Consider the following 21724-nt stretch of genomic DNA (forward strand, 5'->3'; position numbering starts at 1 on the left):
TCCTTCGCGGTCAACAACTCACCCAGATACAACCCGTCCTGACCGGTAATCCCGGTAATCAGCGCACGCGGCACGTCGTCATCCTTTCGTTCGCCGGCCGGGCCGGCGGCGGCGTTCGTCGTCGCGGGAAACGGTTCCGATCAAGCCCGGGGGGCGCCGGAGCTGCACACCGCCTCGACACCGAGCGCGTCGGCCGCGGCGAGTGTCGCCCGGCTCGACGCGAGCAGCTCCGCGGTCACCGCCGTGTCGCCCCCGCGGCACATCCGCAGAAAGGCGGCCGCGGCGTCGCGATGCCCCTTGTCCTGGGCCCCCTTCCATACCGACCGGCCGTCGACGACGAGCTCCCGGTAGTCGTCGATGCGGGCGTGGCGGGTCCCCGCCAGAGCCTCCACCTGTTCCTTCCGGGCTCCGCGGGGCCAGGCGGAGCTGTAGGCCACGGTCGACAGCGACCCGTCGGCGTGCCGCAACGACACTGCAAGGTCGGAGGCGAGCAGCAGCTCGGCCTCCCGCCCGGCGAGCGCCGCGACCGCCTCGACCTCGCTGCCGGCGAGCGCCGCGCAGGTGTCGACGAAGTGGCACACCTCGCCGAGCAGGCGGCCCCCCTGGACCCGGTCGTTGTACCAGTGGCCGGCCGGCACCCCGCCGGCCGCGATCCGATAGATGATGGTGAGCGGCCCCGTCCGCGCCGCCAGGGCCGTGCGGGCGGCGCCGACCGCGGGCGAGAACCGCCTGTTGTAGCCGACGACGAGCACGCCGCCGCCGGCCGCCGCCGCCTTCTCCACCCGGTCCAGCTCGTCGAAGGTCAGCGCGATCGGCTTCTCGCACCACACGTTCCGTCCCCGCTCCAGCGCCCGGGCGGCGAGCTCGGCATGCGTGGCGTGCGGCGTGGCGATCACGACGACGTCGATGTCGTCGTCGTCGAGGACGGCGTCGGCGCCGGCCACCGCGCCGGCGAAGCCGTGCCGGTCGGCGAACGACCGCGCCGAGCGGCCGCCGGCGGAGGCGACCGTGACGAACTGGTCGAATCCGGCGGCCCGGAACGCGGGCAGCAGCACCGACCCGGAGAACGCCCCGGCGCCGATCCAGCCCACCCTGCTGCCGCGGCGCCCCGCCGCGGCTCCACGCTGGCGCGGCAGCCAGGGACGGGGACGGGGACGCGGCGAGGGAAGCTGGACCGCGTCGTCAGCGACCTGCCCACCCGCGACCTGCCCGGGCTGGCGGCTCGCCGGCAGGGTCGGGACCGCGGCCGGGTAGTCGAAACGGATGGCGAGGTACGGCTCGCTGCGGTCCGCGACGAGCTCGTAGGCCCGCGGCGCGGCGTCGATGGGAAAGGCGTGCGTGACCAGGTCGTCCACCCGTAGCCGGCCGGCGGCGAGCAGGTCGAGCACGGCCTCCTGGTTGCGCCCTTCGGTCCAGCGCACCTGCCCGGCCGGGTAGTCCACCCCCCAGTCCTCATACCCACGCTCGTAGCGCCCCGGCCCGTAGGAACGGGCGAAGCGCAGGGTGAGCTCCTTGTCGTAGAACGGCGCACGCAGCAGGCCCAGGCCGACGTCGCCGACGACGACGAGCTGCGCACGGTCGCGGGCCAGCGCGGTTGCCCGCATCACCGGCTCCGCCGAGCGGCCGGCCGCGCAGATGAGCACCGCGTCGGCCCCACGGCCCCGGCTCCAGGCTCGCACCGCGGCGGTGGTGGCCTCGCCGACCTCGGCGAGCGCGTGCACCCCGACCGCCGCGGCGGTGGTCAGCGGCAGCTGCGCCAGGTCGATGCCGGCCACCTCGCAGCCGCTGGCCAGCGCCAGCCGGGCGGCGAGCTGGCCGACCAGGCCCAGGCCGACGACGACGACCTTCGCCCCAGGCCCGACCTCGGCGAGGCGCAGCCCGTGCAGGGCGATGGACCCGATGGTGGCGAACGCCGCCGCCCCGGGCTCCACCCCGTCGGGCACCCGCGCGCACAGCAGTCCGGGAACGGCCTGGAACTCGGCGTGGTTGGCCCGACCCGCGCCGCCGGTGGCAACGAGGTCACCGGGGCGGATGCCGGCGACCGCGGAGCCGACCTCGACGACCCGGCCGCAGCCGCTGTAGCCCAGCGGCACGTCGGTGCCGAGCCGGTCGCGGACCGAGCGCGCCGCCGGCACCAGGCCGTCGGTCCGGGCCTTCTCCGCCACTTTGCGCACCAGGTCCGGGCGGGCCCGTGCCTTGGCCAGCAGCCCGGATCGGGCGAGCTCGGTGACGGCCCGCTCGGTGCCGGCCGACACGATCGTCGCCGCCGTCGCCACCAGCACCTCGGTCGGACCGATGATCGGCACGGGCACGTCGAGCACCCGCACCGCTCCCCCGGATGCCGCCTGGACCACCTGTTTCATCGCGCGAACCTCCGGTGAGCGTCGGCGAGCCCGGCCCCGGCCGGTGGCGGCCGACGGGCGGCCGCGCGGGACACCCGCACCCGCATCGTGCTGCGCAGTGTAGTTGATGCATTACATTCAGCAATGAACGTCGCTCGTACTCCACCCGACGTGTCAGAGTCCGGAGGAACGCCCGTGCTGGGAGCGCCGGCCGCCGCGTGCATCGTCACCCTGGCGGCGACCCCGATCGTCACCGTCTGCATGCATCGACTGGCCGCAATCGACGAGGTCACGGCGCGCTCCTCGCACCAGGCACCGACCCCGCGCGGCGGCGGCATCGCCGTGGTGCTCGGCCTGTTCGCGGGCGTGGTCGTCACCGTCCTCACCCGCGGCGGCGCCGACTCCCCCGACCTGCTGCCGCTGACCGCCGCGGCCGCCTTGTTCGGGCTGATCGGGCTGGCCGAGGACATCGGCGGGGTCACCGCGAAGCGGCGACTGGCCCTGCACACCGCGACATCGTTCGTCATCGCCGCGATGGCGGTGCTGGGCGCCCTGCTCGGAGACCCGGCGCCGGGCCTGCTCATCGTCCTGCTGGTCACCGTCGCGGCGCCCCTCTGGATCACCGGCTTCGTCAACGTCTTCAACTTCATGGACGGGATCAACGGCATCTCCGCGGTCACGGCGGCGCTGGCCGGCGGGGCCTGCACGACCCTGGGCGCCACGCATGACCTACCCACGCTGACCGTCGGCGGCATGCTCGTCGCGGCCTCGGCACTCGGCTTCCTGCCGTTCAACTTCCCCCACGCCCGGATCTTCCTCGGCGATGTCGGCAGCTACGCGTTGGGCGCCGTGCTCGCCGTGCTCGCCGTCCAGGCGGTGCTGGCCGGCATCCCGCCGGAGCCGGCGCTCGCGCCGACCGCCCTCTACCTCGCGGACACCAGCACGACGCTGGCGCGGCGGATCCTTGCCGGGGAGCAGTGGTACTCCCCGCACCGCTCGCATGCCTACCAGCGGCTGATCATCGCCGGCTGGTCGCACGTGCGGGTCACCGGCCTGGTCGCCGCCACGACGGCACTGCTCATCGCGCTGTCCCTGGCCGCCTTCGGCCCGCCGGCCGGGCGGTTCGCCGCGGACGCCGCCGCGGGGCTGGTGCTGCTGGCCTACCTTCGCGCACCCCGGTGGGCTGCGCGGCGCGGCCAGCCCGGCCAGCCCGGCCAGCCCGGCCAGCCCGGCCAGCCCGGCCAGCCCGGCGAGTCCGGCGAGTCCGGCCAGCCCGCCCAACTGCCGGCGCAGCGGCGGCCGGCCCCGACCGACGACTCCCCGGACCGCCGGACCGCGCCGGGGAGCGCCCGATGACCAGGATCGCCCTGTTCGGCGCCACCGGTTTCATCGGCGCCGCGTGCGCGGCCGCGCTGGCCGATGCCGGCCACGAGGTGCTGCCCCGTCCGGCGCGCCGCCTGTGGGCCGACAACGAGACCCTGACCCAAGCCCCCCAGCGCGCGTACCGGCCCCACCTGGCGGGGCTCGCGGCCGAGCTCGACGGCGTCGGGGCGGTCGTCAACGCCGCCGGGGTGGCGGTCTCCGCGGCCAGGATGTCACCCGGGCTCGTCGGGGGTAACGCCGCCTGGCCCCGCCTGCTCGCGGACGCCTGTCAGCAGGCGGGGGTCTCCCGGTTCGTCCACGTCAGCACCGCGGCGGTGCAGGGCCGGACGGACCGGCTCGACGAGAGCCTCCGCTACGCGCCGGTGACCCCCTATGCCCGCTCGAAGACCCTCGGCGAGCAGCTGCTTCGTGACACGACGGCCGGCGGCCGCGTCGAAGTGACCCTCTACCGACCTCCCTCCGTGCACGGCCCAGGACGGCGGATGACGACCGCCTTCGCCGCGTTCTGCCAGCGCTGGCCCCTGGTGACATGCGGGGACGGTGACCAGCCCGTGCCGGTCGCGCTGATCGGCAACGTCGGCGCGACCGTCGCCGCGATCCTGGCGGCGGACAGCGTGCCCCTGGTGGTCTCGCATCCGTACGAGGGGCACACCGTGCGCACCCTCTACGAGACGTTCGCCCCGGGCCGCCCACTGCGCCCGCTGCCGACGCGGGCGGTCCGGCGGCTGCTGCGCGCCGCCGAGCCGACCGGGCAGTGGCTGCCGCCGCTGAGCGCGGTGTGCCGGCGAGCGGAGCTGCTGCTGTTCGGCCAGGGACAGCAGCGGGGTTGGCTCGACGCGCGCGGCTTCCGGCTGCCGCTCGGGCAGTCCGCCTGGGACGAGGTCTCCGCAGCGACACGCGGACGACCGCACTACCGCTAATCACTTCAAGTGAGGTCTACGCTACTTTTAGTGATGGGCGTTGACGCTGACGGCTGGAGGTCGAACCAGGTGTCTTCCCTACTCGGCAGCCGTGTCCTGGTGGTGACGCACTATTTTCCGCCCGAGATCGGGGCACCACAGGCGCGATTGTCGGAGACGGCCCGGGCGTGGGCGGCCGACGGCCTCGACGTCACCGTGCTCACCGGCATGCCGAACCATCCCACCGGGGTGATCCCGCCCGAGTACCGCGGCAGCTGGCTGCGCACCGAGCGGATCGACGGCTACCGCGTCGTACGCACCCGGCTGTACGCCACCCCCAACGAGGGCGTGGTCCGCAAAACGCTGTCCCACCTGTCGTTCATGGTCTCCAGCGTCCTGCTCGGCGGCTGGCGGGCCGGCCCGTGCGACGTGGTGGTGGTGTCCTCACCGACCTTCTTTCCGCTGGGCTCGGCGTGGCTGCTCGCCCGGCTGCGGCGGGCCCGGCTCGTCGTGGAGGTGCGCGACCTGTGGCCCGCCATCTTCGAACAGCTCGGCGTCATCACCGACCCGCGCGTCCTCGGCCTGCTCGAACGCCTCGAGCTGGCCGCCTACCGGGCCGCCGACGCCGTTGTCACGGTGACCGAGGGCTTCCGCGACGACATCGTCCGCCGCGGCATCACGGCGGACAAAGTGCACGTCGTGCGCAACGGCGTCGACCTCGACCGGTTCCGCCCCGACACCCCCACGCCGGCCGGCCTGCGCGCGCGGCTGGGCGCGCCGGGTCCGGAGACGCTCGTGCTCTACATCGGCGCCCACGGCATCTCGCACGGCCTGGCCTCGGTCGCCGACGCCGCCGCCCGCCTCGGCGACGCCCAGCCCGGTGAGACGCGGATCCGGTTCGCCTTCGTCGGTGAGGGCGCCGACAAGCGCCGGCTCGCCGAGCACGTCCGCAGCCTGGGGCTGACGAACACGCTGCTGCACGACGGCGTGCCTCGCGAGCAGGTGTCGGGCGTCGTCGCGGCCGCCGACATCTGCGTGGTGCCGCTGCGCGACGTGCCGATGTTCGACACGTTCATCCCGTCGAAGATGTTCGAACTGCTCGCCGCCGGGCGGCCGGTGATCGGCGCTGTCCGCGGCGAGGCCGCCCGGATCCTGACCGCCGCCGGGCAGGTCGTCGTCCCCCCGCAGGACCCCGAGGCACTGGCGGCGGCCGTCGCGCAACTGGCCACCGACCCGGACCGGCGGGCGCGGATGGGGCGGACCGGCCGGGCGCACGTCGAGCGGCACTTCGACCGCGACGAGCTGGCCCGGCACTACCGCCGGCTGCTGTTCGACGACGCCGAACCGGCCCGCCCCGACGGCGACGGGCAAACCCCCGGGCGGCCGGCCGCGGCCGTCCCGGCACGGCCGAAATCGACGCCGATCCCGGCCACCCGGCAGACGGCGAAGGCACCCGGACCGGAGGCACTGACGTGAAGATTCTGGTCACCGGCGCGACGGGCTTCCTGGGCAGCAGGGTGGTGCCACGCGCACTCGCGCAGGGGCACGAGGTCATCGGGCTGGCGCGCAGCGACATCGCCGCGGCGGCGCTGCGCCGGCAGGGGGCCGCGACCGTCGCCGGCGACCTCACCCATCCGGCCGGGCTGACCGCGGCGTTCGCCGAGGCGGGCTGCGCAGCCCTGCTCAACCTCGCCTCCCTCGGCTTCGGCCACACCGATGCAATCGTGTCCGCGACCCTGGCGGCGGGCATCCGCCGAGCGGTGTTCCTGTCCACCACCGGGATCTTCACCTCGCTCGACCCGCCGTCGAAGCGGGTGCGGATCGCCGCCGAGCACACGATCAGGACCAGCGAGCTGGACTGGACGATCATCCGCCCGACGATGATCTACGGCGGGCCGGACGACCGCAACATGGCCCGCCTGCTCGCGCTGGTACGCCGGGTCGGTGTCCTGCCGCTGCCGGGCGGGGGGCGGCGGCTGCATCAACCGGTGCACGTCGACGACCTGGCCGCGACGGTGCTGCGGACGCTGAGCGCCGACGCGGCGATCGGGCGCAGCTACGACGTCGCCGGACCGCAGGCACTGCCCTTCCGGGAGGTCGTCGCCGCGGCCGGGGCGGCCGCCGGACGTCGGGTGTACTGCATCCCGGTCCCGGTCCGCCCGGTCCTCGCCGCCGCCCGCGCCTACGAACGGCGCGCCGACACGCCGTGGCTGAGGGCCGAGCAGATCGCTCGGCTCGTCGAAGACAAGGCCTTCGACATCAGCGCAGCCCGGCACGACCTCGACCATCGACCGCGGCCGTTCGGGATCGGCATCGCCGAGCAGGCCGCCGCGGCGGGCCACCCTGGCCGCTCCTCTCGCCGAACGGAGACCCGGATGACCCGAACCCACCAGGCCACGCAGCTTCTCCAGGACATTCGACGGATCGCCGCGGTAGCCGGTGCCCCGACGGCGCTGCGCTTCGGTGCCGCCGTGATCCGGCATGCTCGCACCATCCAGCGTACGGGCACCCTCGACGCGGCCGACGGGGCGATGGCCACCCGCAGTCACACCTTCCAACCGCTGCCCGGAGTGCAGGTGACGCTGCCCGGGACCGCGTTCGGTGGCGCCCGAGAGATGTACTGCCGCGGGGTCTATCACGCGATCCCCGGTTACGCCCCCGCCCCCGGCGAGGTCGTCGTCGACCTCGGGGCGAACCAGGGCCTGTTCTCGACGCTCGCGGCGAGGGCGGGAGCCGACGTCATCGCAGTCGAGGCCCAGCGCGGATTCGCCTCCGCATTCACCCAGCACGCCGCCGGCAACGGCGTGTCGAACCGCATCCAGCTGCTGCACGCCCTCGTCGGCCCGGCAACCGGCGTACTCGCCGATCCGCGCGCCAGGCAGACCGCGAGCCACTGGGACGGCGACGTCGACGTCCTGACCATGGCGGAGGTGTTCGAGGCTGGCGGCGTCGACAAGGTCGATCTCATCAAGATTGATATCGAGGGCTCCGAGTTCGCGCTGTTCGACGAGTCCGGGTGGCTGGACGCTGTCAGCCGAGTCGTAATGGAGGTGCACACCGAGTTCGGTGAGCCCCGCGTTCTCCTCGATCTGCTGGTCCAGCACGGCTTCGAGGCCACTCTGGTCGACAACAACCTGATGCGGACCACCCACCTGGGCGACGCGCCTTCGGGATACCTCTACGCCCGCCGCCGGACCCCGATACCGCGGGCCCGGCGGACCACCGAGCGCCGTGGCGACAGCGGAAGGACCCACCGCCGTGCGGTGCTCGCCCCCATCATCGGGGCGCCAGACGAGACGTCGACGTGATGCCGGCACGGGGTGAGGCGGGACAGTCCGCCGTACCCGAGGCAGTGCTTCGGCTACGGACCGGCACGCCGGAGGGTGCACCATGGCAACGCTGTTGCGACTGACGTCGCCGATCCGGCGGAGCACACCGTCGGGTCAGGTGGCCACGCCCCGACCTGACACCTGGCCGGTCCTCTACAGCGCGCAGTCCCCTACCGACGGCACCGTATGGCCCACGCCGGGGTCGGTCCCGGTGACCACGATCATCTTGACGCGGGATGAGGCCCCGAACATCGTCCGGGCCGTCAGGTCCGCGGGATGGAGCCGGCAGATCGTCGTCGTCGACTCCGGATCCACCGACGACACCGTCGAGCTGGCCCGCACCGCCGGCGCGACCGTCTGGCACGAACCCTGGCGGGGATTCGCCGGTCAGCGCCAATGGGCCATGCGCCATGCCGGCATCGCACATGACTGGGTGTACTTTCTGGATGCCGACGAGTGGGTCTCGACGGACCTCGCCGCCGAAATCGCGGCCAGGCTGGGCTCCGACGACTGCGTGGCCTACGCGCATCGGCGCCGGTTGGTGTTCGAGGGCCGCTGGATCGCGCACTGCGGCTGGTACACCAACAGCTGGCAGGCCCGACTTCTCGACCGTCGAACGGCCTCCTTCGACGATGCCGTCACCTATGGTGAGCGACCAAGTGTTATTGGTAAAGTCGAACGGCTGTCCGCGGATCTGATCGATGAAGATCGAAAAGGCCTGGCAGCCTGGCTGCACAAGCACGTCGGCTACGCCGAGTTGAAGGCCGAACGCCAGTCGGCGCATCCCGCCACGCGGCGCCGCCTGGCACGAACATGGGCGGCGGTGCGCCGCCCGGGCGGCTCCACGCGGCCGGTGTCCCGGATCGTCGCGAGCGAACTCGTCTTCCCTCTGCTACCGGGAAAACCAGTGATGCTGTTCATCTACATGTACCTGGTACGCAGCGGGTGGCGGGATGGCCGCAACGGACTGCTGTTCTGTCTCTACCACGCCTGGTACGAACTCACCATAGACGCCCTGATGCGGTCCGAGCGGCGCAGGGGCGATTCACCGGTCACCGACCAGCTCCAACCCGTCCGGTCGTGATCATTCCAGCTCCCCTCGGCCCCTACCTGCGCACCGCGGCTGGTCTGCGGCCAGGTCAGGTCGGCACCCGCCTGCGGCTGCGGGGACAGCGGGCCGTCCTGCGCCTGCGCCCGCAGATCGGTGCGCGGCTGCTGCGCGGCGACCCGCCGGCAAGCTTCTGGCCCATCGGCTTCCTGCCCTTCGACGGCCGGTGCCCGCCCGCGAGGCCGACCTTCGACGAGCTCGCCGACGGACGACTCACCCTGCTCGACCACTCACGCGACCTGCGCAGGCGGCGCCCCGCGGTGTCCACGCTCGCTGCCAGCTCCGCGGTCCGCCGAGCCGCGATCGTCCACGCCGACCCGACCGTCGAGTCTGCGCACCAAGGTTGGGACTGGCAGCAGACCGACGCCCCCCTGTTGTGGCGCTACCACCTGCACTACTGGGACTGGGCCTGGGCTCTCGCCACCGAGGGCGAACGAGGGCGAACGATGTTCGCCCGGCTGTACCTGGACTGGCACAGGTCGGTGCCCATGGGCGATCCGGTGGCCTGGTCGCCCTATGTCGTGTCGCTGCGGGCCTGGACCCTGTGTGGCCTGTGGCCACGACTCGCCCGGGCAACGCCCGCGGAGGATGCCGTCCTCGCCGACCTCGGCGTGTGCCGGTCCTTTCTCCGCGCCCATCTGGAGACCGACGTCGGGGGGAATCACCTGCTGAAGAACTACAAGGCCCTGATCGGGCTGGCGGTCGCCGATGGCGACGGCCATGGCCGGGACCGATGGGTCGACGCGCTGCGGCGTGAGATCGGCCGGCAGATCCTCAGCGACGGCGGTCACTACGAACGGTCCCCCGCCTATCACTGTCAGGTCCTCGCCGACGTCGACGACGTCGTCGGCCTGCTCACCGCGGCGGCCGCCCCGGTGCCCCCCGAGCTACCCGATGCGACGACCCGAATGCGCGCCTGGTTGGCCGCAGTGCTCGGTCCGGACGGCACGGTTCCCTCTCTCAACGACGGGTTCGGTGTCCGCGCCGAGGAGGTGCGGTTCCTCCTTCCGGCCTCCGCGGCACCGGCACCGGCACCAGCACCAGCAGATGGCCTTCTCCTGGCCGACACCGGTCTCGCCGTGCTGACGGCCGGTCCATGGCATCTCCTCGCCGACGTCGGCCTGCCGTGCCCTGCGAACCTGCCGGCGCACGCACACGCGGACACGCTCGCGTTTCTGCTGTGGCACGACGGCCAGCCGCTCCTGGTGGACACCGGCACCTCCACCTATGAGGCCGGGCCGCGGCGCACCGCCGAACGCGGCACCGCCGCCCACTCGACAGTCACGATCGACGACGCGGATTCGACCGAGGTGTGGGGGGCGTTCCGGGCGGGCCGCCGGGCCCATCCGACCCTCGTCACCATGAGCCACCTCGGCGAGACAGCCACGCTGGCAGCGGGCCACGACGGCTTCCGCCACCTGCCCGGACGGCCGACACACTGGCGAACCTGGCGGCTCGACCCGACCGGGCTGAGCCTCGAGGACCGGATCAGTGGCGACGGCCGCCACCGCGTCGAGGTGCTGTTCCACTTCGCATCCGGGGTGCACGTCGCGTCGGGTGGGCCCGAGAGCGCGGTCGGGTCCGATGCGGTCGAGGTGACGACACCTCGCGGCCACCGCCTGCTCCTGCGGGTGGCCGGTTCGGGCACGTGGCGGATCCGGACCACCGACCGGGCCACCGGTTGGGGCCAGATCGCGCCCGCGTACTGCGCCGGATACGTACTCGACTCCCGCCTCCCCGTCCGCGTGCGCAGCGAGCTCACCCTGTGCCCCTCGCATCGTGGATCCACCTCAGCGGGTGGCCCCGCGTAGACATCGCGGCGCCACCCAGGCCGCAAGCCTGAACGGAAAGCATCCACCCGATGCCCGTCGCCCAGTCCGTGTCCGATCCGACCGTCCGACAGGAGCGCACCGTGCCCAACCGGCCAGCCGTCCGCAGTCTCGCGGAGCGGCTTACGCACCGCCTGGTCCTGGCGCGCCGGCTGCCGCCCCCGTTCGAGCAGACCCGGATCTACGTCTCCAGCGAGGGCGGGCTGAAGTACCTGCGCCCCCGCCTCGCCGACGTCGACCCGGTTCTGACGGACCTGGTCGGCGAGGTGGTCCAGCCCGGTAGCGTCGTCTGGGATGTCGGTGCGAACGTCGGACTGTTCACGTTCGCCGCGGCAAGCTCCGCGACGGCGACCGGAACCGTCGTGGCCTTCGAACCCGACACCTGGCTGGTCGAGATGCTCCGCCGGTCCGCGCGGCTCGCCGGCGAGTCGGATGATCGCGCCACGGTGGAGGTCGTGCCCGCCGCGATCTGCGACTCGGTCGGGGTGCAGAGATTCCACATCGCGAGCCGAAGTCGAGCAACCAGCCATCTCGCCGGATTCGGTGGCAACCAGACCGGTGGAACCCGATCCGCGCAGCTCGTGGCGACGTTCACCCTGGATCACCTACTCACCCAGCTCCCCAGTCCGGACGTGCTGAAGATCGATGTCGAGGGGGCCGAACAGCTGGTCCTGCACGGTGGGTCGCGGATGCTGGCCGAGGTGCGACCGACCGTCATCTGCGAGGTCTCCGCACCGAACTCGGACGCCGTGGGCGCACTGCTGCGGGCGCATGGCTACCAGATCGTCGACGCGGAGCTCCCCCGGTCGGCCCGCCGGCCGCTCAGCATGGCGCCCTGGTCCACCTTGGCCGTGCCGGAGGTCCTCCCCGGCTCCGCTCCACCCGCAGCCCGGCAGGTTTCCGAGCGGATGGCACGCACATGAGGACCAGTGCGGTCATCGTGCACTGGGGACCGGTCGCGCCGACGGTGGACCTCACCCGACGGCTCTCGGTGCTGCCTCAGATCAACGATGTCATCGTGGTCGCCAATGACCTGCGGGAGCGCCCCGATGACGTCGACGACACAGTGATCTGGATCGTCCCCTCGCGCAATCTCGGATTCGGCGGCGGCTTCCGGCATGCCTGCGGCACCGTCTCCGTGCCGGACTGCTACCTCCTTCTCAACAACGACGTCCGCCTGGAATCAGCCACCATCGACGCCTGCCTGGACCTGTTGGCCCGGCCAGACGTCGGCATCGTCGGCCCGACCCTGGTGAACGCAGGCGGCCTGTATCCCGGCGTCACCGGACTCACCTCCGTCTTCGCCGTTCCCCGCAGGCGGCGAACTCCGACCGATCACGCCGACGACGTGCCCTGGGTCACCGGCGCAATCATGTTCATCAAGGCCGAATGCCATCAGCAGGTGCCGATGCATATCCGGTACTTCCTGTATTACGAGGATCTGGATCTGTGCCTGCGGGCCCGGAGGGCGGGCTGGCGCGTCCTCATCAGCCCGGCTCAGGCCTGGCACACCGGTGGAGGATCAGTCCCCAGCGACGTCTCCGCCTATTACCCGGCACGCAACCGACTGTGGTTCGCCCGCACCCATGGGCGACCGCGCCAGGTAGCGCTGGCGGCCGCCTGGCTGTTCCTCGCGGAACTCCCGCGGTCCGCCTTCTCCAGGCTGGTGCACCGGCGTGAGGCGCGTTCGATCGCCCAGCTCCGCCATGCTCTGCGAGGAGCCGTCGACGGTATCGGTCCGATGCCCGACGCGGACAGCATGCTTGCCGACGAGCCCCGCACGGCCCGATGGGCATCGACCGCCGGGGGCGTCGCCCGACCGCCGCATCCCCGCGCGGGACAGCATTCGGTGGTCAGCAGGCGGTAGCCCGTCGCCCCGGGCCGGCGTAGGACAGACCCGTCAGGCCGCCCGAGGAGACGGGAACCGCGAATCCGTCAGAGGTCCCGGGCGAGCGCCGCGACCACGCCGTGGCGCTCGATGACCCGGAAGCCCAGACCACAGGCGGCGTCAAGCAGCTCGGCGGCGGTGACGGCCCGGCCGGCGAAGGTCGTGTCGTGCAGTTCGAACACCGCTCGCCGGCATCCGTCCAGGGCCCCCGGGTCGCCCAACAGGAACGAGGCCTCCGCCCCCTCGATGTCACATACAAGGTCGAACTCACCGATCAGCTTGTCGCTCAGCAGGGTGCGCAGCGTCGTGCCCGAAACGGTCACACTGCGCGCCGATGCGTCATCCTGCAGCCGGGAGTCCAGGTTCGTCTGGATGAGGGCGAGGCCCACCGGACCGACCTCGCCGCTGATGGCCAGATTCTCGACCTCAACAGCGACATGCGAGGTATACGGAATCAGGCGTCGCCCGAGCCCGTCGGCAAGGTGGGGATTCGCCTCGACGCATACCAGACGTGAACCACGCGCCACCCTCGAGGCGATATGGGCACTGGTGACTCCCAGGCTCGCGCCGAGTTCGACCACCGTGGTCGAGGTCCCCAGATATCGGCGGATCATCCGGATCTCGGCTCTCTCGTAGAGCCGCCAGAACAGCGCCGCACGCGCCCGCGGGGAGAAGGCGCGATCGCTCACGTCGAACCGCAGCCCGTGGTTGGGGACGCGGTTACGCGTGGCCGCCGCGATGGCGATCCCGGCCGGCGGCGATGTCAGAATACTCGCAACTGCAATCTTCGTACCGAGGAGTACCTCGCTGCGACTCATTCGCCATCATCTCCCTAGAGAACGATCTCTCACGTCGGATCTCGACTTCTTCGGCTCGAGGAGTTGAGGTCGAGCTATTTCAGAATCACGCAGTCGCCGGCGCGGGGAAATCGGCATCGCCGCATTCCCGGAGATCCAGATCCGTGCTACCCCTCAGCCGGCGGGACCGCGAACCGCCGTAGGCGAAGCGCATCACGAGGAACAGAACTATCAACCGAACGAGCAGCGAGGCGAGCATATCGCGCACACCCTCCTCCGACATGACCATGGAAAAGAAGAGTGGGACGAAGATGACAACATAGCTCAAGTCCTTTATCGGACTCCATGCCTCATCGATCAGACGGTGGCCGGCGCCCAGCAGCCCCATGCCTACCAGTACCGCGATCAGACCCCCGTACCGATAGAGATCGGCCAGCGGTGAGATGGCGGACGCAGAATAGATTGCGGAGTTCTGCGACATGTATTGCTGCCCGAAATCGTAGCCGGTGGTCGCGATCGGCTTATCCGGCCAGACGGCTCGAGGGATAATACTGAGGACGGGAGCCAGCAATATTTCGTCAACATGCCGGTATGGCACGGCGTCTGGCGTCATCTGCACGACGATGGCCAAGCTGTCGATCGCCCGCGTGCGAGAGGTCAGGTACCCCAGCCGCGATTCCTCGGCACCACCTTCCGCACCCGCCGTATTCTCCCCGGACAGCGTGTCATTCAGAACCGTCGGCGCCATAGCCACCGCGTCTCGCGGAGTCAGGGCCCAGCCTTGACCACGCGCCAACGAACGATAGGAGGCATTATAGGGCATGATCATGAATATCAGTACAGCAATTCCTGCTACGATCGACCCTGTCGGCATTCGACCGCGGCCGATGGCAAATGTGATACACACACCACCTATGGTCGTCACGAAGATCCCCTTCATACCGCTCACCACGGCGAAGGAAACCTCGACCGACAGCAGTGCGATGAAGACCAGCCATCGCCGGCCATCCTCGTGTCGCACCAGGTCGACCGCAGCGATCAACAGCGCCGACAGACCGCATTCTCCGAGCAGGGAGAGTGGTTGGGCATAGGGGGTCGATCCAGCGACCACCTGGGAGGCGTCACCCAGGTAGGCATAATGTCCAAGCGCGATCTCCACCACGCGAGCGACTATGGAGACACCGCAAAGAACCCAGGGCACAGACTTGTTCCGTAGTCCGACACCGCCGCCGGGCACCGCCGATGCAATGAACCGGGTAGCCGCATTCACCATGCCTCGGCCCGGGCCCAGAAGGTATCCGCAGGCCCACAAGGGCACCGCGAGACTGGCGACGGTGAGGGCCCGCGACACACCGACAAGAGTGATGCCAGAGAAGGCGTCCGCGGGCGGATGCCGCCAGGCGATCGTCACCAGGCCGAAGGACACCGAGGTCCACAGCACATACCAGGGGCCGAGCCGAAAGACCGTCAAGCCGAAACGGCGTGACGCAACCGCGCCAACCAGGGTCATGGCCGCGACGCATTCGATCGCGAACGCGAGGGAACCCAGTACCACCCGATCCGAATCCGATGACGCCGTGCACGCCTCGACGACCCTGGGCATCAGGCTGACCGCTGCGATCGCCAGCCATAGTAGGGGCGGATGCCGCCGGCCTGTCCGACGCTGCCGCGTCGCCACCGCCAAGGTGGGATCGAGCTGTTTCACCGGACCATGTCCGGCAGCGTGGCAAGACGTTGCTGGTAGAGCCGCCGGAACAGCGCCGCGCGGGTCCGCGGGGAGAAGGCGCGATCGCTCACGTCGAACCGCAGCCCATGGTTGGGGACGCGGTTACGCGTGGCCGCCACGATGACGATCCCGGCCGGCGGCGATGTCAAAATACTCGCAACCGCGATCTTCGTACCGAGCAAGACCTCCTCGCGGTTCATTGAATCCTCATCTCATTTGGAGGGGATAGAAAATCATCGGACAGGAGCCACATCGGAACCACTGGGGCTGTAGTGCTACTTGGCCGGCCAGAGCCGCCTCGGCCGAGACGTGTCGACGACACCGGAGGCGCCTTTCCAGAATGTGCGCAAGCGACCCTTCCACGCGGCCCGCAGCATCCGCCACCCAAGCAGCACGATCGCGAGGGCGATAGCACTTCGAACGCAGATGACGATGAACCCGAACCCGCCACTATACTGCAGTGTTCCGACGGCGACACCAAGGATCCCCAGGAGTCCGGCTGGGTGGCAGCATCCCAGGAGAATGCGCTCCAGCGAGGCGAGAAGAAATCCCCACACCCCCGCCAGAAACACCATCCACACCGGCCCCCCTACGGGTAGTAGTTCGCCGAGCTGAGTTGGCAGCCGGTCGAATTCGGTAGTGATCCCATAGACCTCGCAAAGCCTCAGCTTGAGTGATCTTGAGCTCTCGTCAGAATTTAGCTTCCCAGGCTGAAGGAATCGAGGAACGGCAATCCTGAGATCGTCGCCAAGCGTTACCGGACCAATTGGCGACGCACCATGTTCGAGCCTCTGCAGGATTATTGACGGAAAAGAGTTGCCATCCAGACGCACCCCCAGATCACCAATACCGCTCCGGCTGATTCCCCGCTCCGGATGCGCTAGCCCAGCACCTAGAGCAGTAAGGCGCCGATCAACTCCGGAACCATACCAAAGTGCTTCCCGCCCAAAATCGGCACGAGCCCCACCGATGACGAGATAGGATAGAACCACCAGCACCACAATCGAGACAGACTCCCATCGCCGTGCGCGGATGCCGACCAACGAGAGTAGATAGATAACCATTCCTGCCGAAATCGGTACCGATGAGCGCTGACCCGTCAGCGTGTGTATCGCACATTGAACGAAGAGAACAACGAAGAGGCCGCGCCCCTTGGTACGGACGAGTATTGCAAAGCTTCCAAGGGTGAGGCTGATATCTAGGAACTGGGTTGCGAAACCACCGACAAGGTAGGGACTTCCGGTTATTTCAGACTTAGCCTCGACACTCGCCCCAAATCCTTTCCCAGCGGCGCTCACAGCTACTGCAAAAAGGGCCACCAGGGAAAGGAGCTTCCACTCGAAGAAGTTCGCAATTCCTTCGCGATCGAGAACCATTCTGGCGGGTCCACGCAAAGCCACTGCCTGATATACGGCGGCGAACGCGAGAAGAGAAAATCCAACGAGAACGGTGTAGGCAGCAACATTAGAGTCCGTGGTCAACAGCCGATTATCGCTGTACGATTGCACGGTAAGCTGAAGGATTTCCGTCACGCCATGATAGACGACGGCCATGGCGACAAACATCAGCCCGATGCCTGTCGCCGTGCGGCGTCGCCGGCCACGAACCATGACTACGACGGCACATGCCTGCAGGAAAAGTCCCAGAGCTAGTGTGGCTGACACGAATCGAATCTTCTCGTCATATTCGATCTCCGTATGGGTCTGATGATGGAGGTTTCACCGAACCGGACGACGCGAGGCGGTTCGAGGCGGTGGCATCGCCACCCGGGAAGCAGAAAGATCGGAGATTTTCACAGCATCACGCCGAGCAGCATCGCGAGTCGCTGCTGGTAGGTATGCTCGCTGTGGCTGCGCAGGGAGGCCGCGTCGCCCAGGGCACGGGCTGCGGGCCGGTCCGCGGCGCAGGCCCTCAGGTGTGCCACCAGCTCGTCGAAGTCCGTGAATCCGAGGATCTCCTTATCCTCGGTAAACAGGTCCGCGAGCGCCGTGCGCCGCTCGCACAGTACGGTGCCACCGCAGGCGGTCGCCTCGAACAGCCGACAGTTGACACTCTCCATCTCCGCCGGTTTAAGGGCATTAATAACAGCGAGTGCGCCCCGGAATACCCGCGCCTTGTCTTCACCGGTTACATACCGTCCGGCATGAAGGCCCATCAGCAGCGGGTCGCGTAGCCAGCGCGGCACCGGGGGGCCGAACATTCGTACCTTAATCCCGTGTTCGAGCAATTTGTGAATAAGGCGGAGTCGGGTTCCGTAGGTGTTGCCAACAAAGACCACATAGGGGTCCTGGCCCGCCGTTGCGGGTGGCCGATGGCGAGCCGGATTGCAGGCCTCGGGCAGGTACCACGCCGGGAGATTCACCACGTCGGCCAGGCGGCGAGCCAGCAACGGATCCTTGAAGAAGAGCGCGTCGTAATCGCCCATGAGCATGTACTGGCGGCCGAGGTTGTCCACCGGATCGGGGAACCACAGGCAGACCCGGGTACCCGACCGTCGCAGAGCACGTACCGTCGTGGGCAGGAGCCGAGAGTCCGTGGACACCACCAGGTCGAGGCTCTCGCGCTCGGCCCTCGCGACCAGGCGCCGCTGATACACCAGGTCCGGCTGCTGGGTCGCGGCACGCACCGCATGCACCGCCCGCCCGAGCGCACGGTTGCGGGGGGCGGGAATCGCCGGGCCGAGCGGCACCGCATGCACCCCGAGGTCGGGCAGGCAGTCCACGATGTTCTCGGCAAAATCGTCGTTCCCGGTGGGACCGATCACTCCGATCCTTGGTGCGCCCCCGATACTCGCCGGTCGGCTCGGCGTCGACGCCTTGTCGATCATCTGACATCACCTTCTTTCGACGTTGGGCAGCAGCGCGATCCGGGCCCGGGCCGCCCAGGGAAGGAGCAGTCCACGGGCGTGATGCGGGACCATACGCATCGGCACCCCCACAACGCGTAGGACCGCCTGTACCAGCAGAACGAACGCCACCAGATAGGCGATACTGGATGCGATCGCGGCGCCGGCGATTCCGACGGTCGGCGCCAGCACCGCAAGCCCGATGAGCGTCGCCACTGCGCCCGCGCCCTCGCAACGCGCGACCGTCATCGACAGGTTGAGGCCGCGTAGCACATCGTCCATCGCCCAGTTGCATCCGAGTAGCGCCGCGCCTGGGGCAAGCAACCACAGCAGGTGGACGCTCGGCGCGTAGCCCGCGCCCAGAACGGCGGGGACCAGGAGCGGCGCTGCAAGGCACATCAATCCGACGACAAGCACTCCGGCGGCCAGGCTGAAACCTACGGCAAGGAGCGCGACCCGGCGTGTGCTCGACGAGTTCGCCGCGTGGATTCCTGCCGCACCGCGGTCGGTTTCAGCCGAGGAAATCCGTGCCAGGCGTGGCATCGCCACATTTCCGAACGCCGCACAGATCGGTCGGCTCAGCCCACTCATCGATACCGCGACGGCATAGAGGCCGACCTTCTCAGGCGCAACCAGGAGTGCAAGCAGGAGCATGTCCAGATGTGAGCTCAGTTGGAACGGCACCGAGGACAGGAAGACCGGTCCGGCGTAGCGGAACAGATCCGCCGCGGTCTTCCTGCGGATCCTGCCCCGCGACCGGGATTCCCGCCGCCAGAACCAGGCTGCCAGCATGGCCTGGACCACGGTCGATCCCAGAAAGCACGCCACGGCATTCGTGACGGTAAGGCCGGAGACCAGAACCAGCAGCACAATGGTCGCCGTCTGGGTCAGCGGTTGCACGGCGCGGACCAGGTTCCAGGCCGGCAGCCGGGTCGCCTGGAGGGCGAAGATCCAAGCAGCGGAGACATAGAAGATCGGCTGGGCCACGAAGGCGGCCCGGAAGGCGGTGGCGGCCGCATGGTCATGCGGAAACACCAGTGGGGCCGCCACGAAGCCGGCCGCGCCGACCACGAGTCCGAGCACAAGCAACAGCGCACGGCCGGTGTGGACGACATCTGGTGCCCCCGTCGAGTGCCGGGCGACGAAATAACAGATCGCGGCCGTCAGACCGCAGTCCCCGATGGTCGCGGCGGCCATCGTATAGGAGGTCACCACCGTGTACGTGCCACGGCCTGCGGGTCCAAGATAGCGGGACACAAGGAGACCGCCGACAGCGCTGAGCACGGCTATGGAGATGCTGGCCGCCGCCGTGTTCCAGACCGTTGCGAGATACCCGCGTTCAACAGGCCGCGACTGGTGCCGGCCCATTCTCAGGTCGTCTGGTTACGAGGCAGTGGAGTTCGCCTGAGGGTGGCGGCCACCCGTGCGAAGCGCTCCCAGCCGTCGTGCAGGGCGAGCACGTTCGACGAGAAGGTACCCTGCCCGCTCAGCCCGTCCCTGGTGAGATTGAAGATCCGGTAACCGACCGCACTCAGCAGCGAGACCAGGTCCTTCTGGTAGCTGCTGCCGCGCCGGGCGAGGTGGCTGGGCAACATCTCCAGGAGAAGTGCCGGCCGGTGTGTTCGGAGCAGGTCCTGTGCACCTCGCAACACCTCGAGTTCGAATCCCTCCACATCGATCTTGATCAGGGTCGGCGGACGGTGCCGGGCCGCGTGACTGTCCAGAGTGACGACCGGGACGGTCAGGTCGGGCGTGGCGCCATCAGACACCTGATGGGTGAGCCCCGACGCGCCGGGATGGAGACGCAGGCCGATGCGGCCGATCGTCGCGCCGACAGCGGTCGGCGACAGGCGTACCTGGGTCAGACCGTTCTGCTCCACCAGGGACGTCAGCGTCGCCCTGGTCTGCGGCACCGGTTCAAAGGCATGAACCTCGCCGTCGGGCCCGACCGCGCCCGCAGCCCACAGGGTGTAGATCCCGATGTTCGCCCCGACGTCGTAGCAACAGTCCCCGGGAGCGAGGATCGTGTCGAACACGGCGGCGAGCGCCGGCGGCCGGTAACGCAGTGCAACCAGATCGCGAGCTGAGCCATCCCGGCAGTCGTCCACACTGAAGGTCATCCCGTTGGTGAGCCGACCGCGCAGTGGACCGGTGTAGCCGTCGCCGGGGCCATGCACCCATCGGGTCAGCCGGTCACGACCCCGCAGGTCGGGAAGGTTCCCGGCCAGTCGTCCAGCCAGCCGCCAGCGAAGTGGGCCGCCACGATGCTCGGGGGCGGTCCCGAGCGCTCCGGCTACATCGTGAGTCACGCACACTTAGTAACATTGGAGCTACCTACAGCGATGGATTGCCGGCGCAGACCCGCCGTGTCTCCCCTCCCGCACCATCACCGGCGTCGGTAGAGCGACGGATCTCCACCGACAGTCCGGTGCGCGGTGCACCCGTCAGCCTCCGGGCGCGTCCGAGCCGGCCGGCGACTCCTGGCGCGGCACCCACGGGGCCGGATCCCGCCCGATCAGGCCCTGGAACCACGCGATGATGCGCATCAACCCGTCGCGTACGTCCACTCGGGGCTGCCACCCGAGCGTCTCGCGCGCCAGCGTGATGTCGGGTCGACGCACGCTCGGATCGTCCGGCGGCCGCGGGATGAACTCGATCGGCGCCCCGGTCCCGCACAGCCGCACGACGAGCCGGGCGAGCTCGAGGACCGTCATCTCGTACGGACTGCCGATGTTCACCGGGCCGGACACCTCATTGGACATCATCCGCACGAAACCGTCGACGAGGTCGTCGACGTAGCAGAGGGACCGTGTCTGGGAGCCGTCACCGGCGACGGTCACCGGCTCTCCTCCCAGCGCCTGCACGATGAAGGTCGGTACCGCCCGCCCGTCCTCGGCGCGCATCCTGGGGCCATAGGTATTGAAGATCCGGACGATCCCGGTACGCGTGCCCCGGGTCGCGCGGTGGGCGGTCGTGAGCGCCTCGGCGAACCGCTTGGCCTCGTCGTACATGCTGCGCGGGCCGATCGGGTTGACGTGTCCCCAGTAGCGCTCGGGCTGCGGGTGCACCTGCGGGTCGCCGTACACCTCGGAGGTTGAGGCCAGCACGAACCGGGCGTCCTTGCGACGGGCCAGGTCCAGCAGTCGTGCCGTCCCCGACGCACCGGCCGCAAGGGTCTCCAGTGGTAGCGCGTGGTAGTCGACCGGTGATGCCGGCGAGGCGAGATTCAGCACCGCGTCCACCGGGCCCGCGACATCGAGTGGTTCGGTCACGTCCCGACGCAGCAGGCGGAACCCGTCCCGCGTCCGGAGGCGGTCGACATTGTCCGGCCCGCCGGTGAGGAAGTTGTCGATGCAGACCACCTCCGTCCCCTCGGCCAACAGCCGATCACACAGGTGACTCCCCAGGAATCCGGCCCCGCCGGCGACGACGACACGCATGATCAACCTAACCCCTACCTGCTCGAAGGAACCTCCGCGCGCCCGCGGCACCCTTCCCCGCCCACCCTGGCGCCCAGTCCTGGCGTCACCCCGGTTGCGGTTGACACCTCAGCCACTGCGCGACACATTCTTACACTA

General features: G+C 69.6%; 17 protein-coding genes. 8 read left to right on the forward strand and 9 right to left on the reverse strand.

Features of this window, described 5'->3' with window-relative positions; genetic code table 11:
* Positions 1 to 140: 140 nt before the first annotated feature.
* Positions 141 to 2363, reverse strand: coding sequence for a bi-domain-containing oxidoreductase (locus tag G6R25_RS04080; RefSeq protein ID WP_163551911.1), 2223 nt, complete (start codon positions 2361 to 2363; stop codon positions 141 to 143).
* 174 nt (positions 2364 to 2537) lie between these two features.
* Between G6R25_RS04080 and G6R25_RS04085 the strand changes: the two genes are divergently transcribed.
* From G6R25_RS04085 to G6R25_RS04120, 8 genes are all read left to right on the forward strand, one after another.
* Positions 2538 to 3698 carry an MraY family glycosyltransferase gene (locus G6R25_RS04085; protein ID WP_163551912.1) on the forward strand — a complete coding sequence of 387 codons (1161 nt, stop codon included), beginning with the start codon at positions 2538 to 2540 and terminating at the stop codon, positions 3696 to 3698.
* Positions 3695 to 4645: an NAD-dependent epimerase/dehydratase family protein gene (locus G6R25_RS04090; RefSeq protein WP_163551913.1), complete on the forward strand. Its 951-nt coding sequence runs from the start codon at positions 3695 to 3697 to the stop codon at positions 4643 to 4645. The genes G6R25_RS04085 and G6R25_RS04090 overlap by 4 nt, the downstream gene beginning before the upstream one ends.
* Positions 4646 to 4714: 69 nt before the next feature.
* Positions 4715 to 6100, forward strand: coding sequence for a glycosyltransferase family 4 protein (locus G6R25_RS04095; protein ID WP_163551914.1), 1386 nt, complete (start codon positions 4715 to 4717; stop codon positions 6098 to 6100).
* On the forward strand, positions 6097 to 7932 hold the full coding sequence (locus tag G6R25_RS04100; RefSeq protein ID WP_163551915.1) for an FkbM family methyltransferase: 1836 nt from the start codon (positions 6097 to 6099) through the stop codon (positions 7930 to 7932). The genes G6R25_RS04095 and G6R25_RS04100 overlap by 4 nt, the downstream gene beginning before the upstream one ends.
* Positions 7933 to 8164: 232 nt before the next feature.
* Entirely contained in the window at positions 8165 to 9037 is an 873-nt protein-coding gene (locus G6R25_RS04105; RefSeq protein ID WP_235825540.1) for a glycosyltransferase family 2 protein, read from the forward strand.
* Positions 9034 to 10872, forward strand: a complete 1839-nt coding sequence (locus G6R25_RS04110) for a heparinase II/III family protein (RefSeq protein WP_163551916.1) — start codon at positions 9034 to 9036, stop codon at positions 10870 to 10872. The genes G6R25_RS04105 and G6R25_RS04110 overlap by 4 nt, the downstream gene beginning before the upstream one ends.
* Before the next feature lie 50 nt (positions 10873 to 10922).
* Positions 10923 to 11813 (forward strand): FkbM family methyltransferase, encoded by an 891-nt coding sequence (locus G6R25_RS04115; RefSeq protein ID WP_136446463.1) that lies wholly within the window; start codon positions 10923 to 10925, stop codon positions 11811 to 11813.
* Positions 11810 to 12757 carry a glycosyltransferase gene (locus G6R25_RS04120; RefSeq protein WP_163551917.1) on the forward strand — a complete coding sequence of 316 codons (948 nt, stop codon included), beginning with the start codon at positions 11810 to 11812 and terminating at the stop codon, positions 12755 to 12757. The genes G6R25_RS04115 and G6R25_RS04120 overlap by 4 nt, the downstream gene beginning before the upstream one ends.
* A 68-nt stretch (positions 12758 to 12825) precedes the next feature.
* Here the strand turns inward: G6R25_RS04120 and G6R25_RS04125 are convergent, their stop codons facing one another.
* The 8 genes from G6R25_RS04125 to G6R25_RS04160 form a co-directional block, all read right to left on the reverse strand.
* Positions 12826 to 13596 carry an FkbM family methyltransferase gene (locus G6R25_RS04125; protein WP_163551918.1) on the reverse strand — a complete coding sequence of 257 codons (771 nt, stop codon included), beginning with the start codon at positions 13594 to 13596 and terminating at the stop codon, positions 12826 to 12828.
* 85 nt (positions 13597 to 13681) lie between these two features.
* Entirely contained in the window at positions 13682 to 15280 is a 1599-nt protein-coding gene (locus G6R25_RS04130) for a hypothetical protein (RefSeq protein WP_163551919.1), read from the reverse strand.
* Positions 15277 to 15501: a hypothetical protein gene (locus G6R25_RS24920; protein WP_205446846.1), complete on the reverse strand. Its 225-nt coding sequence runs from the start codon at positions 15499 to 15501 to the stop codon at positions 15277 to 15279. The genes G6R25_RS04130 and G6R25_RS24920 overlap by 4 nt, the downstream gene beginning before the upstream one ends.
* Positions 15502 to 15576: 75 nt before the next feature.
* Entirely contained in the window at positions 15577 to 16965 is a 1389-nt protein-coding gene (locus tag G6R25_RS04140) for a hypothetical protein (RefSeq protein WP_163551920.1), read from the reverse strand.
* 128 nt (positions 16966 to 17093) lie between these two features.
* On the reverse strand, positions 17094 to 18128 hold the full coding sequence (locus tag G6R25_RS04145; RefSeq protein WP_163551921.1) for a CgeB family protein: 1035 nt from the start codon (positions 18126 to 18128) through the stop codon (positions 17094 to 17096).
* 6 nt (positions 18129 to 18134) lie between these two features.
* A complete protein-coding gene (locus tag G6R25_RS04150; RefSeq protein ID WP_235947370.1) occupies positions 18135 to 19514 on the reverse strand; it encodes an oligosaccharide flippase family protein in 1380 nt (459 codons plus the stop codon).
* A gap of 2 nt (positions 19515 to 19516) precedes the next feature.
* A complete protein-coding gene (locus G6R25_RS04155) occupies positions 19517 to 20455 on the reverse strand; it encodes an FkbM family methyltransferase (protein ID WP_205446848.1) in 939 nt (312 codons plus the stop codon).
* A gap of 135 nt (positions 20456 to 20590) precedes the next feature.
* Positions 20591 to 21586, reverse strand: a complete 996-nt coding sequence (locus tag G6R25_RS04160; protein WP_163551923.1) for a UDP-glucuronic acid decarboxylase family protein — start codon at positions 21584 to 21586, stop codon at positions 20591 to 20593.
* Between the last annotated feature and the right edge of the window lie 138 nt (positions 21587 to 21724).

It is taken from the genome of Candidatus Frankia alpina (assembly GCF_902806485.1).
Taxonomy (GTDB): domain Bacteria; phylum Actinomycetota; class Actinomycetes; order Frankiales; family Frankiaceae; genus Frankia; species Frankia alpina.

Excerpts from the sequence above, each read along its gene's own strand:
- G6R25_RS04080 (WP_163551911.1), bottom strand. The coding sequence starts at position 2,363 with ATGAAACAGGTGGTCCAGGCGGCATCCGGGGGAGCGGTGCGGGTGCTC.
- G6R25_RS04090 (WP_163551913.1), top strand. The coding sequence starts at position 3,695 with ATGACCAGGATCGCCCTGTTCGGCGCCACCGGTTTCATCGGCGCCGCG.
- G6R25_RS04115 (WP_136446463.1), top strand. The coding sequence starts at position 10,923 with ATGCCCGTCGCCCAGTCCGTGTCCGATCCGACCGTCCGACAGGAGCGC.
- G6R25_RS04120 (WP_163551917.1), top strand. The coding sequence starts at position 11,810 with ATGAGGACCAGTGCGGTCATCGTGCACTGGGGACCGGTCGCGCCGACG.
- G6R25_RS04125 (WP_163551918.1), bottom strand. The coding sequence starts at position 13,596 with ATGAGTCGCAGCGAGGTACTCCTCGGTACGAAGATTGCAGTTGCGAGT.
- G6R25_RS24920 (WP_205446846.1), bottom strand. The coding sequence starts at position 15,501 with ATGAACCGCGAGGAGGTCTTGCTCGGTACGAAGATCGCGGTTGCGAGT.
- G6R25_RS04145 (WP_163551921.1), bottom strand. The coding sequence starts at position 18,128 with ATGATCGACAAGGCGTCGACGCCGAGCCGACCGGCGAGTATCGGGGGC.
- G6R25_RS04150 (WP_235947370.1), bottom strand. The coding sequence starts at position 19,514 with ATGGGCCGGCACCAGTCGCGGCCTGTTGAACGCGGGTATCTCGCAACG.
- G6R25_RS04160 (WP_163551923.1), bottom strand. The coding sequence starts at position 21,586 with ATGCGTGTCGTCGTCGCCGGCGGGGCCGGATTCCTGGGGAGTCACCTG.